At 65.3% G+C, this 13927-nt stretch carries 10 protein-coding genes and 1 pseudogene; 10 read left to right on the top strand and 1 reads right to left on the bottom strand.

The window, feature by feature from the left end:
- Positions 1-110: pseudogene (locus AC5RWD_RS22555) on the top strand (MBL fold metallo-hydrolase); the annotation flags it as partial.
- Between the two features lie 372 nt (positions 111-482).
- Positions 483-1940 (top strand): MFS transporter, encoded by a 1458-nt coding sequence (locus AC5RWD_RS22550; RefSeq protein WP_494022158.1) that lies wholly within the window; start codon positions 483-485, stop codon positions 1938-1940.
- Between the two features lie 79 nt (positions 1941-2019).
- Here AC5RWD_RS22550 and AC5RWD_RS22545 read toward each other — a convergent pair whose 3' ends face one another.
- Positions 2020-2700: a GntR family transcriptional regulator gene (locus AC5RWD_RS22545; RefSeq protein ID WP_494022157.1), complete on the bottom strand. Its 681-nt coding sequence runs from the start codon at positions 2698-2700 to the stop codon at positions 2020-2022.
- Between the two features lie 120 nt (positions 2701-2820).
- On the opposite strand from AC5RWD_RS22545, the gene purU reads away from it, so the two are divergent.
- From purU to AC5RWD_RS22505, 8 genes are all read left to right on the top strand, one after another.
- Positions 2821-3735, top strand: a complete 915-nt coding sequence (purU, locus tag AC5RWD_RS22540; protein WP_494022156.1) for a formyltetrahydrofolate deformylase — start codon at positions 2821-2823, stop codon at positions 3733-3735.
- A gap of 55 nt (positions 3736-3790) precedes the next feature.
- Positions 3791-6283, top strand: coding sequence for a GcvT family protein (locus AC5RWD_RS22535; protein ID WP_494022155.1), 2493 nt, complete (start codon positions 3791-3793; stop codon positions 6281-6283).
- Between the two features lie 110 nt (positions 6284-6393).
- Positions 6394-7020, top strand: coding sequence for a cyclodeaminase/cyclohydrolase family protein (locus AC5RWD_RS22530; RefSeq protein ID WP_494022154.1), 627 nt, complete (start codon positions 6394-6396; stop codon positions 7018-7020).
- Positions 7017-7895 (top strand): bifunctional 5,10-methylenetetrahydrofolate dehydrogenase/5,10-methenyltetrahydrofolate cyclohydrolase, encoded by an 879-nt coding sequence (locus AC5RWD_RS22525; protein WP_494022153.1) that lies wholly within the window; start codon positions 7017-7019, stop codon positions 7893-7895. Before AC5RWD_RS22530 ends, AC5RWD_RS22525 begins: the two co-directional genes overlap by 4 nt.
- Positions 7896-8024: 129 nt before the next feature.
- Positions 8025-10391, top strand: coding sequence for an FdhF/YdeP family oxidoreductase (locus tag AC5RWD_RS22520; protein ID WP_494022152.1), 2367 nt, complete (start codon positions 8025-8027; stop codon positions 10389-10391).
- Positions 10392-10652: 261 nt separating this feature from the next.
- Positions 10653-11945 (top strand): molybdopterin molybdotransferase MoeA, encoded by a 1293-nt coding sequence (locus AC5RWD_RS22515; RefSeq protein WP_494022151.1) that lies wholly within the window; start codon positions 10653-10655, stop codon positions 11943-11945.
- A gap of 3 nt (positions 11946-11948) precedes the next feature.
- The gene (gene fdhD, locus AC5RWD_RS22510; protein WP_494022150.1) at positions 11949-12827 is read left to right on the top strand and encodes a formate dehydrogenase accessory sulfurtransferase FdhD; all 879 of its coding nucleotides are present in this window, start codon (positions 11949-11951) and stop codon (positions 12825-12827) included.
- A gap of 103 nt (positions 12828-12930) precedes the next feature.
- On the top strand, positions 12931-13737 hold the full coding sequence (locus AC5RWD_RS22505; protein WP_494022149.1) for an IclR family transcriptional regulator: 807 nt from the start codon (positions 12931-12933) through the stop codon (positions 13735-13737).
- The last annotated feature ends 190 nt before the right edge of the window (positions 13738-13927 follow it).

Genomic DNA, 13927 nt, shown 5'->3' with positions numbered 1-13927 from the left:
TCCGCGAACGCCTCCTCACCCTCCCGCCGGAAACCACCGTCAGGACCGGACACGGAGAAAACACCACCATCGCCGCCGAACGCGAAACCCTCGCCAAGGTGGCCCAGTAAAAAGCGGTGAACAGCGAACGGCCCCCGTCCTGCGGTGGGGGCCGTTCGCTGTGCCATTTAAGCTGCAATGCCGCACAGCCGGGTCCGTGTACCCGTAAGGCGGGGCACACATTCTGTGGCCGCCCGGAGCCGCCCCGCCCCCGTGTCATGTTCTTGACATTGACTGTGAGCTGACGCACTCTGTTGCATAAACCGAATCCTGTTGATTACTACGGAACACGAGAGGATCCCACGCGCGGTCCCACGTAGAAAGTCATAGTCGTGGACGTGGCCTCAGTGGCCCTGGAGTCCCGGGACCCGCCGAACCTGTCCGCGGGGTGAAATGCAGCCCCCTGCATGTAAGCTCCGCCAATACCCAGTAAGGAAACCTTTATGACAATCAAAGGTGATGTCACAACCGACAAGAACAGTACACACAGACCGAACTCCCGCCGGCTCACGGTGTCCGACGTCAATGTTGTGGACCAGCGGATGCTTAAGAAGGCCCTCGGCGGCACCATCGTGGGCAACACCATGGAGTGGTACGACGTCGGCGTGTTCGGCTACCTCATCACCACCATGGGTCCGGTATTCCTGCCAGAAGCGGACAGGACGGTCCAGACCCTGTTCCTGCTCGGCACCTTCGCGGCAACCTTCATTGCCCGGCCCGTTGGCGGCGTCGTCTTCGGCTGGCTTGGCGACAAGGTAGGCCGGCAGAAGGTGCTCGCCGCCACCCTCATGCTGATGGCGGCCAGCACCTTCGCCGTCGGCCTCCTGCCCGGCTACGCGCAAATAGGCATCTGGGCGGCCGCGCTGCTGGTTCTTTTGAAGCTCGTGCAGGGCTTCTCCACGGGTGGTGAGTATGCAGGAGCCACCACATTTGTGTGTGAATACGCCCCCGACAAGCGCCGCGGCTTCTACGCCAGCTTCCTGGACATGGGCTCCTACATCGGGTTTGCCCTGGGCGCTGCCACGGTCTCGATCCTGCAGGTTACACTCGGCGAGGCCGCCATGGAGGAATGGGGCTGGAGGCTGCCGTTCCTGGTGGCCGGACCACTCGGCCTGATCGCCATCTACTTCCGCAACAAGATCGAGGAATCGCCCCAGTTCCAGGCAACCCTTGGTGCGCAGGAGGCAGCCTCCGTCGCAGCAGCTGCCGGCAACAATACCGATGCCCGGGGGCCGGTAGGCATCATGAAAAGCCACTGGCGCCAGATTGTGCTGGCCATGATCCTGGCCGGGGCTGCCAATACCGTCGGCTATGCCCTGACGTCCTACATGCCCACATACCTGACCGAATCCAAGGGCTACGACCCGGTCCACGGCACGCTGCTGACCATTCCGGTGCTGCTGGTGATGTCGTTGTGCATCCCGCTCACCGGCAAGCTTTCGGACCGCATCGGACGGCGCCCGGTCCTGTGGATCGGCGCCGGAAGCACAGTCCTGTTCGCCGTCCCCGCCTTCATGCTGATCGGCATTGGCAGCGTCTGGTCCACCCTGGCGGGCCTGTCCCTGATTGCCTTCCCCGTGACGTTCTACGTTGCCAACCTCGCATCAGCGCTTCCGGCTCTGTTCCCCACGTCATGCCGTTACAGCAGCATGGGCATCGCCTACAACTTCTCGGTGGCGATCTTCGGCGGGACAACGCCATTCCTCGTCCAGGGCCTGATTGAGGCCACCGGGGACGACATGGCCCCCGCGTACTACCTCATGGCTACATCGGCCATCGGGGCGGTGGCCATCTATTTCCTTCGTGAGTCCGCCCGCCGCCCACTGCCAGGCTCCATGCCGAGCGTGGACACCGAGGCGGAGGCGCATGAGCTCGTCGCAACGCAGGATGTGTGGCGCTAACCGCGCCCCCTACATGGCAGTGTCCCCGTCGCATGAACGACGGGGACACTACTTTTGCTGCTTGTGTTTTCGGCCAGCATTAGGCAGCGAAAAGGGCTGTCCGCACCGCCTTCTCAAAGCCGTCCACGTGTTCGCGGGCCAACTCTGCCGCCCGGGCCTCGTCTCCTGCGATTACCGCTTCAAGCAGGTCGACGTGCTCGTGCACATGCCCGGAAAGGTTCGGCAGGCGGTCCAGGACCATGCACCAAATGCGTGTTGCCAGATTGTCATAGCGGATCAGCGCATCTTCCAGGTGCGGATTTGCCGCTGCGGCGTAGATTCCCTGATGCACCCGGGCGTCCAGGCGCAGGGTCTCCACCACAGACGCGCTCGCTACGTCGAAGGCCTCCACTTCCTCGACAATGAGGCGGAGGCGATCCCGGGCGGCCGCCGTGGCCACCCGTGCAGCACGGGAGGCTGCCAGTGGCTCCAGCTGGGCACGGATTTCCGAGATGAAGGCGAGGTCCGTGACCTCGACGCGCGTCGCGAAGGTGCCGCGCCGCGGGTAGGTCACCACCAGCCGGTCCACCTCGAGCCGTTTCAGCGCTTCCCTGACCGGGGTGCGCCCCACGCCGAGCTCCTTGGCGATCCCCTCGTCGTAGAGCGGATCACCGGGCCGGATCTCCAGGGTCAGCAGGCTGTCGCGTATCCGTTCATAGGCCACATCGGCCAGGGACCTCGAACCTCCGGCCTCCGTTACCGCCAAAGCTTCAAACGCCACCGCTCCGCCTCTCCTGTGGGCCAACATTCGCCTATTGACCTCATCCGCACACCAGTATACGCTGGCCATCAGCCCTGATATATCAATAAGGTGATCAGCCATATATCTAAAGGATGCGACATGACCCTTGTGGACACAGCCACCCAAACCAGCCCGGCTGCCCAGACAGAAGCCTCTGAAGAAACCAAAACCGGCAAGTTCGTGCTCACACTGTCGTGTGTCGAACGTGCAGGCATCGTTCAGGCGGTAACCACGTTCCTGTTTGAGCGGGGATTCAACATCGAAGAGCACCAGCAGTTCGACGACGGCCTCCGCCAGACCCTGCACCTGCGCACCGCCTTCTCGGGAGCCACGGATTACGACCTGCAGGCACTCCAGGAGGAGTTCCGCCCCATCGCGGAACGCTTTGAGATGAAGTTCAACGTCTACGACGAGACCAAGCAGCGCGTTCTGGTCATGGTGTCCAAGTTCGGGCACTGCCTCAATGACCTGATTTTCCGCTGGCGGGGCGGCAGCCTTGGCGGAGACCTGGCACTGGTGGTTTCCAACCACGAGACGCACCGGGCAATGGCCGAAGCGGCCGGCCTGCCTTTCGTGCACATTCCCGTGACCCCGGAAACCAAGCAGGATGCTGAGCGACGCCTGCTCGAGCTCGTGGATGAGTACAACATCGACCTCGTCGTCCTGGCCCGTTACATGCAGGTGCTTTCCGATGACCTGTGCCGGTCCCTCGAGGGCAGGGCCATCAACATCCACCACTCGTTCCTGCCCGGGTTCAAGGGCGCGCGCCCCTACCACCAGGCCTACGCCCGCGGCGTAAAGCTTGTGGGCGCAACTGCCCACTACGTCACCGCCGACCTTGACGAGGGCCCGATCATTGAGCAGGAAGTCATCCGCGTCGACCACAGCTACGGACCCACCACGCTCTCCACCATCGGACGGGACGCCGAGGCCCTTGCGTTGTCCCGCGCAGTGCGGTGGCACTGCGAGCACCGCGTACTGATCGACCAGTCCAGCACCGTCGTCTTCCGCTAAAGCAGCCATTTACAGGCTGCCGGCGCTTATTACTTAAATCTGCAGGAGAAACCACATGGCATCGACTCCACGTATTGTCATCATCGGAGCCGGCATTGTCGGCACCAACCTGGCCGACGAACTGGTCGCCCGGGGCTGGAACAACATCACTGTCCTGGACCAGGGACCTTTGAATATGCCGGGAGGCTCGACGTCGCACGCCCCTGGCCTGGTCTTCCAGACCAATCCGTCCAAGTCCATGGCGCTCTTCGCGAAGTACACGGTGGAAAAGCTGCTGTCGCTAACAGAGGACGGCGTGAGCTGCTTCAACCAGGTGGGCGGCCTGGAGGTCGCCACCACCGAGACCCGCCTCGCGGATCTGAAGCGGAAGCTCGGCTACGCCGCCTCGTGGGGCATCGAAGGACGGATCCTCACCCGCGAAGAATGCAAGGAGCTGTACCCGCTCCTGAACGAAGAAGACATCCTGGGCGGCCTCCACGTCCCCAGCGATGGCCTGGCACTGGCCGCCCGCGCCGTCCAGCTGCTGATCAAGCGCACCGAAGCCGCGGGTGTGAAGTACATCGGCAACACCGCGGTCACCGGCATTGAGCAGTCCGGCCGCCGCGTCACGGGCGTCCAGACCGCCGACGGCTTGATCCCGGCCGATATCGTGGTGTCCTGCGCCGGTTTCTGGGGCGCGAAGATCGGCGAAATGATCGGCATGTCCGTCCCGCTCCTGCCTTTGGCCCACCAGTACGTGAAGACCACACCGGTACCGGCGCAGCAGGGCAGGAACGAACTGCCCAACGGCGCCTCCCTGCCGATCCTGCGCCACCAGGACCAGGACCTTTACTACCGCGAACACGGCGACCGCTACGGCATCGGCTCCTACGCCCACCGCCCCATGCCCGTGGACCTTGACGAACTGGGCACCTACGCCCCCGAGACCGTCAGCGAACACAATATGCCCTCCCGACTGGACTTCACCCTGGAGGACTTCCTCCCGGCCTGGGAGGCGACCAAGGAGCTGCTTCCGGCGCTGCGTGAAAGCGAGATCGAGGACGGCTTCAACGGCATCTTCTCCTTCACCCCTGACGGCGGGTCCCTGGTGGGCGAGTCCAAGGAACTGGACGGCTTCTTCGTCGCCGAAGCCGTGTGGGTGACCCACTCGGCCGGCATCGCCCGTGCCGTGGCGGAACTGCTGACCACCGGCAAGTCCGGGATCGACCTGGGCGACTGCGACATCCACCGCTTCGAGGACGTGCAGCTCACCCCCGAATACGTCAGCGAAACCTCGCAGCAGAACTTCGTGGAGATCTATGACGTCCTCCACCCGCTCCAGCCCAAGCTCTCCCCGCGCAACCTGCGCGTCAGCCCCTTCCACGCCCGGCACAAGGAGCTCGGAGCCTTCTTCCTGGAGTCCGGCGGGTGGGAGCGGCCGTACTGGTTCGAATCCAACGCCACCCTCCTCAAGGAAATGCCCGCGGAATGGTTGCCGCCGGCCCGGGACGCCTGGTCCAACATGTTCAGCTCTCCGATCGCCGCCGCTGAGGCGTGGAAGACCCGCACGGCCGTGGCCATGTACGACATGACGCCGCTGAAGCGCCTGGAAGTATCCGGTCCCGGCGCCCTAAAGCTGCTTCAGGAGCTGACGACGGCGGACCTGGACAAGAAGCCCGGCGCGGTGACCTACACCCTCCTGCTCGACCACGCCGGCGGCGTGCGCAGCGACATCACGGTTGCCCGCCTGAGCGAGGACACCTTCCAGCTCGGAGCCAACGGCAACATCGACACCGCCTATTTCACGAGGGCGGCCCGGCACCAGACACAAAGCGGATCCGCTTCGGACTGGGTCCAGGTCCGCGACACCACGGGCGGCACCTGCTGCATCGGCCTCTGGGGCCCCCTGGCCCGCGATCTGGTCAGCCAGGTCAGCGACGATGACTTCTCCAACGAGGGCCTGAAGTACTTCCGGGCCAAGAGCGTTGTCATCGGTGGCGTCCCCGTCACGGCCATGCGGCTGTCCTACGTCGGCGAACTCGGCTGGGAGCTGTACACCAGCGCCGACAACGGACAACGGCTCTGGGACGCGCTCTGGCAGGCAGGACAGCCCTTCGGCGTCATCGCGGCCGGCCGGGCGGCGTTCAGCTCCCTGCGCCTGGAAAAGGGCTACCGCTCCTGGGGAACGGACATGACCACCGAACACGACCCCTATGAAGCGGGCCTCGGCTTCGCCGTCAAGATGGCCAAGGAGAGCTTCATCGGCAAGGCCGCGCTCGAAGGCCGCACCGAAGAGGGCTCCGCCCGCCGTCTGCGGTGCCTGACCGTCGATGACGGCCGGTCCATCGTCCTGGGCAAGGAACCCGTGTTCTACAAGGAACAGGCCGTCGGCTACATCACCAGCGCCGCCTACGGATACACCGTGGCCAAACCCATCGCCTACGCCTACCTCCCCGGAACCGTCTCCACCGGCGACTCCGTCGAGATCGAATACTTCGGCCGCCGCATCAGGGCCACCGTCACCGAAGACCCCCTGTACGACCCGAAAATGACCAGGCTCCGCGGCTAAACAGCCCACAGGGCCTTGGGGGCACGCGGCCCGCCTCATCCTCGCAACGGGAGACGGGCCGCGTGCAGCCCCCTTTCCGCTCCAGCCTCTACCAGCCCAGGAATGAACAAATGATCGGTTCAGAAACAATTAACGACTACCTCGGCAGGCTTGCCTCCCGGAAGCCCACCCCTGGTGGGGGCGCGGCCGCGGCGCTCCACGCGGCGCAGGGTGCGGCCCTGGTGGCGATGGTGGCACGGTTCAGCACCGGCGAGAAATATGAGCAGCATGCTGAGACAACCTCCAGAATCATTGCCGCCGCCGACTTGCTCGTCGGCGAGACGCTGGGGCTGGCCGACGCCGACGAAGCCGCCTTCAAGGCTGTGATCGCCTCCTACAAGCTGCCCGCCGCAACCGACTATGAGCGTGCAGCGCGCGCAGCCGCCATCAACGACGCACTTGGCCAGGCTGCCCAGCCTCCGGCCCGTCTGATTGAGCTGTCAGGTGCGGTCGTGGAGCTCGCGGCCGAACTTCTTGACATTGCCAATCCCAATGTCATCAGCGACATTGCCGCAGCCGCCGATGCGGCCAGGGCTGCGGCTACCACAGCCCGCGTCAACATCGACATCAACGTCGTCGCCATCAAGGACGCCCAGGCCCGCGCGGCCCTGGCAGAACAGACTGACGGGCTGGAAGAAAAAGTCGTTTTGGCTGCTGACTCACTCTCACGTCAGGTACGGGAAAGGATCCTCCGATGACGGCCGCCCTGCTCTCCGGCAAGCCCCTCGCCAAACTGATCCAGCAGCAGGCCACTGCCCAGGCCACAGCGCTGGCCGAAGAAGGCTCACGCCCAACCCTCGCCGTTGTGGTGGCGACGGAGGACAGCTCAACACACTGGTACGTGCGCTCCATAGAGCGCGCGGCGGAAAACGCCGGCATCGGCTGCAGGATCATCGACGTCGGCCACGATGCGACCGAACAGGTGCTCATCGCGGTGCTGAAGGACCTCAGCGCCGAACCCTCCGTCAACGGCATCATCCTGCAGACTCCCCTGCCTCCCGGCGTCAAAACCCAGGAACTGGTCAGGCACATCGCCCCGGAAAAGGACATCGACGGCGCGAACCCGCTGAGCCTGGGACTTCTTGCGGTCGGGGAACGTGCCTTCGCCCCGGCGACGGCACGCTCCGTGGTGGAAATACTGGACCACTTCGAAATTCCGGTGGCCGGCCGCCACGTGGTGGTGGTGGGCCGTTCCACGGTTGTCGGAAAGCCGCTCTCGCTGCTGCTGCTGCAGAAGGACGCCACCACCACCGTCTGCCATTCGAAGTCCGGGCCCCTCGGGAAATACACCAAGACGGCCGACGTCGTGGTTGTTGCGGCTGGCCGCACCGGGCTGCTGACCGGGACGGATATTGCTGAGCATTCTGTGGTCATCGATGTGGGAACCAATGTGCTCTCCGATGGCTCACTCGCCGGCGACGTCGACGAAGCTAGTGTCCGTCCGGTCGCTGCCGCGCTGACGCCTGTGCCCGGCGGCGTGGGCTCGGTCACCACCGCACTGCTCCTTCTCCACACCGCCGAAGCGGCGCGCGAACAGTCCCGCGCAACCCGCACGCCAGTCCTCACCCGGTGACCGCGGCAGTCATGGCACGCAGCACTGTCGAACAGCCCACCGGCACCAAGGTCGTGGCGGACTGGAGCGCGCTCGTGCCCTAGGCACCACCCGCCCTAACTGCCCTGCAAAGAATCCAAGGAAGATCCCATGGCCTCTAAAGCCCCCCGCCACAACATCGACGAGTCGAAGCTGACCGTCAGCAAACCCAAAACCAAGGCCGTGGGCATCCCCGCAGTGGCCAACGCCCTGAAAATATCGCTGGAACAGATGGGCCCGCTGCGCAGTGTCCAGACGCTGATGGCTGTCAACCAGATAGACGGCTTCGACTGCATGGGCTGCGCCTGGCCGGAACATGAGAAGCGCAACGCCGCGGAATTCTGCGAGAACGGCGCGAAGGCTGTGGCGGAGGAGGCCACCCGGCGCCGGGTCAGCCCGGAGTTTTTCGCCAGGCATTCCGTCGCCGACCTGAAGACCCGTGATGACTACTGGCTGGGGCAGCAGGGAAGGCTGACCCACCCGATGGTCCTGGATGAGGGCGCAACCCACTACAGGCCCATTGGCTGGGACGATGCCCTGGAGCTGGTGGCCCAGGAACTCAGAGACATGGATGACCCCGACCAGAGCGTTTTCTACACGTCAGGGAGGACCTCCAACGAGGCGGCGTTTGTTTACCAGCTGCTCGTCCGCGGCGTGGGCACGAACAACCTTCCGGACTGTTCAAACATGTGCCACGAATCCTCCGGCTCGGCGCTGGTGGAGACCATAGGCATCGGCAAGGGTTCTGTCAGTCTCAAGGACCTGGAAACGGCATCCCTCATCTTCGTGGCGGGCCAGAACCCGGGCACGAACCACCCGCGCATGCTCAGCGCGCTGGAGAAGGCCAAGAAAAACGGCGCGGCCATCGTGTCCGTCAATCCGCTCCCCGAGGCCGGACTCCTGCATTTTGAGAACCCGCAGACCGTCGCCGGAACGCTGGTGGGCACGCAGCTCACTGATGACTTCCTGCAGATCAGGGCCGGCGGCGACCAGGCGCTTTTCCAGGGCCTCGGGAAATACCTGCTGGACGCCGAGCGTGCGGGCAGGAACACCCCCGGACTGGCCACGGTCTTTGACCACGATTTCATCAGGAACCACACGGTGGGCCTCGAGTCCTACCTTTCCCAGCTGGAACAGGTGCAGTGGGACGACATCATCGAGGCAACCGGCCTGACCATGGAGCAGATCACCGCCACCGGTGAACGTCTCCTGGCGTCGGGCTCCACGATCGTCTGCTGGGCGATGGGCCTGACGCAGCACAAGCACTCAGTGCCCACCCTCCGCGACGTCGTCAATGTCCTGCTGCTGCAGGGCAACATCGGCAAGCCCGGAGCGGGAGTCTGCCCGGTCCGCGGACATTCCAATGTCCAGGGCGACCGCACCATGGGCATCTTCGAGCGGATGCCCGAGAGCTTCCACGACAGGCTGGACCAGGAGTTCCAGTTCCATTCACCCCGGGCGCACGGCTACGACACCGTCGCCGCGATCCGGGCGATGCGTGACGGCAAGGTCAGGCTGTTTGTGGGCATGGGCGGGAATTTCGTGCGGGCGGCTCCGGACTCGGACGCCACCGAGAAGGCCCTGGCCAACACCCGCCTGACCGTGCAGATCTCGACGAAACTGAACCATTCGCACCTGTCGACAGGAAAGCGCGCCCTGATACTCCCAACGCTGGGCCGCACCGAGCGGGATACCCAGCGGTCCGGAGACCAAAGGGTCACCGTGGAGGATTCCATGAGTGCTGTTCACGCATCCCGCGGCCGGCTCAAGCCCGCCAGCGAGCACCTGATGTCCGAGGTGGCCATCGTCTGCAACCTGGCACACAGGGTGTTCACTGGCCCCGACGGCCGCCCCCTTCCCGGCGCGCCGGTGGCGGACTGGCTCGCGCTCCGCGACGACTACTCCCTGGTCAGGAAGCACATCGAGGCTGTCATCGACGGCTTCGAGGATTTCGAGGAAAGAATCCAGCACCCCGGCGGCTTCGTTCTGCCCCACCCGCCACGGGACAACAGGGAATTCAAGACCCCGTCCGGCAAGGCGCACTTCACATCTAATGCCCTGGAGTACCTTCGGGTCCCGCCCGGCCGGCTGATCCTGCAGACCCTGCGTTCGCACGACCAGTACAACACCACCATTTATGGAAAGGACGACCGGTACCGCGGAATTCACGGGGGCCGGCGTGTGGTGCTGGTGAACGAGGCGGACATCGCCGAGCTGGGCTTTGCCGACGGCGACATGGTGGACCTGGTCTCGGAGTTCCGGGGTACAGAACGCCGGGCGGAAAACTTCCGCATCGTCAGCTACTCGACGCCGAAGGGTTGCGCGGCTGCCTACTATCCGGAAACCAATGTGCTGGTGCCACTGGACTCCGTGGCCGACACCAGCGGAACGCCGACGTCGAAATCCGTCGTGGTGCGGCTGGAAACGGCGGCGGTAAAAGTCCCGGAAAATCAGATTCCTGCAGCCCTTCCACTCTGATATATCTTTACGATATATTTGGAATATCAGGGCGCCGCCGTCGGTGCGCAGCCCAAGCCAGCGCCTCAAGGGCGTAGCAGTTCGTTTCCCGTAAACGGTGTTTCGGAGGCCTGAAATACCTGGGGAGGTAAGCGCCGAAGCACCGCTTTCGGGAAACGAGCAGCAGGGGCGGGGATCACTTCAAGCGGTCATTCCCGAGTAGACGACGCCATTGCCCCGGCGGCCTGACAGCCCAGGAACCATTCAACGAGGGGACCACCAGTGCTAGCTCCAGCCCGCCCAACCGCCGACAGGCCGGGCAAGGATGGCGGGCGGGCCGCCCACGGGGAGCACACCTGGGCAGAAGCACGCCGTCTGGCATTCGACTGCGCCGCCCCGCTGGGACCAGAGCAGGTCCCGCTCGGGGAGGCGAACGGAAAAACCCTGGCGGCCGGCGTCGTCGCGCTTCAGGACATGCCCCACTACGCCTCATCCGCCATGGACGGCTGGACCGTCAGTGGTGACGGCCCCTGGGTACTGAAGGAAACGGGACGGCCCCTCCGCAGCGGGGAGGCCAGCCCCGTAGTAACCGGCGGCGTAATCCCGCCGGGCACCCAGGCGGTGCTCCGTGTTGAGAGCGGACGGCTTGCCACCAATGCAACCGGCCGGACCGTGCTCAGCATGGGCGAGGGAGCAGCTCCTGGCGAACCCCGCCCCGGCCAGCACATCCGCAAGTCAGGCGAGGAAGCGGCGGCCGGTGAGGTGCTGATCCCCGCCGGGACAACCTTGAACCCCGTGGATATCGCGCTGGCCGCCGTCGCCGGGTTCGACCAACTGACGGTGCACCGCAGGCCGCTGGTCAAGATGCTGGTTACCGGCTCAGAGGTGGTGGCGGCCCGGATTCCGGAACCGGGACAGGTCAGGGACGCCTTCGGACCCCAGCTCAGCACCGTCATCCAGATGCTCGGCGGTGTTCCGGGGCCCCTGGTCCGGATCGGTGACGCCTACGAGGAATGGCTCACGGCGCTTGGTTCCTCCGAGACGCCGATGGGGCAGTGGCCCGACGTGATCGTGACCACCGGCGGCACAGGGCGTTCAGGCGCGGACCATTTCCGAAACGCCGTGGTGGCGCTCGGCGGCCGGCTCCTCATCGACGGCATCGCCATGCGGCCCGGCCATCCCGCCGCCCTGGGCAAACTACCCAACGGCCGCTTCGTCGTCGGGCTTCCCGGCAACCCGCTCGCCGCCCTCATGGCGCTGTTCACCGTTGGCGGTCCGCTGTTGGCCGCCCTCGGCCACCAGCCGCTGCCCGGCATCAGCCGGGTGCCGTGCGGCACCACCATCGACGCCCACCGGGCATCCACCCGGCTCATGCCGTTCCGCTGGAATAACGGCCAGGCGGCCCCGGCCCACCACACGGGCCCCGGAATGATGCGCGGGCTCGCCAGCGCCGACGGCGTCATGGTGGTTCCGTCCCGTGGAGTACAGCCGGGCGAAGCGGTTCCTGCATTCGCCCTTCCGTGGCGCCCGGAGCTGCGGCCACCAATGCCCGGCAACTTGAACTGGGAGGACTAGCCCGTGGCACGCCTGACCCAGCGCCGCAAGGTCCACCGCTACCTGCTGGACGGCTCCGAAGCCGCCACGGAATACCCCGTGCGGCTCCGGGAAGACGTGCTGGCGGCGGAGGAACCGCTGGAAATCCGCTTCGGAAACTTGTCCTTTGCCGTAACGATGCGGACGCCGGGCGATGACTTTGACCTCGTGGCGGGTTTTCTCGTCTCGGAGGGCATCATCGCCAGTCAGGCGGATCTCGTGTCGCTCCGGTTCTGCGCCGGCGAGGACGAAACCGGCCGGCAGACCTTCAACGTCGTCGAAGCGCAGTTCCGCCCCGGCATGGCACTGCCGGACACCGGCAGGCACGTCTACACGTCCAGCTCCTGCGGCATCTGCGGCAGCACATCCATCGAGGCCGTCCGCAAAACCCTTACTTATGACGTGCACGAGGACCACCTGCGCGTGCCGGTGGACGTCATCGCGCGGCTGCCCGAACAGCTGCGCGAGGCCCAGGCGCTGTTCGACAAGACCGGCGGCGTCCACGCGGCTGGGCTGTTCAGGATCGACGACGGCGGTGCAGCGGAGCTGCTCTGCCTCCGCGAGGACGTGGGCCGGCACAATGCCGTGGACAAGGTTGTCGGGTGGGCCCTGCGCGAAGGGCTTCTGCCGCTGCGCGGCACTGTTCTGCAGGTCTCAGGGCGGGCGTCATTCGAGCTCGTCCAAAAAGCTGCCCTCGCCGGCATCCCGGTGTTGGCCGCGGTCAGCGCACCCTCAAGTCTCGCGGCCGACCTCGCCGCCGACACCGGCATAACGCTTGTGGGCTTCAGCAGGGGCAAGAGCCTCAACGCGTATGTCGGCCAGGAACGACTGGCACCTGCACTGAAGAGCCCCGCCATCGGCTGAATGGGCCGCTCCTCCCGCCGCAGTCTAGGATCAGATGTGTGAAGCACGCGGGATGGCGCAGCGCCTGACCGCTGGTCACGGCGACTACATGGGAGCACCTCTGATGGCTGCAAGAGACGAAACGGGAACTGGCAGGGATCCGGATGCCCAAGGCGGAGGCGTCCAGTCCGTCGACCGCGCCCTCCAGATCCTGGAGATCCTCGCCCGGGACGGACACGCAGGCGTCAGCGACATCGCGGACGAAATGGGGGTCCACAAGTCCACCGTCTCGCGGCTGCTCGGCTCGCTGGTGTCCCGGGAGATCGTGCGGCAGAACAGCGACCGCGGCAAGTACCAGCTGGGCTTTGGCATCCTGCGGCTGGCCAGCTCCATTCCAGGGCGGCTGAGCCTGGTCCACGAGGCACGCCCCATCCTGGAGAGCCTGGCAGACCAGTACAAGGAAACCGTCAACCTCGCCGTCCTGCGCTCCAATTATGCGGTGAACGTGGACCAGGCCATGGGCCCGTCAACCTTGGCAACATCCGACTGGGTGGGCAGCCTCACGCCCCTCCATGCCACCTCCAGCGGCAAGGTACTGCTGGCGGCACTGCCGGTTGAAGAACGCTCCCGGATCCTCCAGCAGGTGGGCCTGCCGGCCCGCACCCCGCGGACCATCACAGACCGGGACACGTTGGAAAACCAGCTCCTCGACGTATCCCGCGACGGTTACGCAGTTGTCCACGAGGAATTCGAGATCGGACTGACCGCGGTTGCCGTGCCCGTCTACAACCACTTCGGAACGGTCATCGGATCCGTCAGCATCTCCGGCCCGGCCTTCCGCTTCGACCCGGAAAATACACCGGGTCTGATCCAGGGCCTCCGGGAGGCCGGCCTGAACATCAGCAGAAAGATGGGCTACACGCACCGGTGACCCCGGCCGCTTAAATAATTGAGCCTGCCGAAACCTTGATTTCGGCAGGCTCAATCAGCGGACTAGCGCTCGCTCAACGGACTAGGACGTTGCGGTTTCTTTGCGCTGCAGGGTTTCGGCGCGTTCGATCAGGGGCGGGGTGTCCGCGGTGAGGCCGAGCAGGGCTTCGCCGGAGGGCTTGATGTCGCCG

The sequence above is a fragment of the Arthrobacter sp. CMU6 genome (assembly GCF_059090205.1).
Note: the sequence above shows the minus strand (reverse complement) of the source record. Positions and strands in the feature narration are given on the sequence as shown.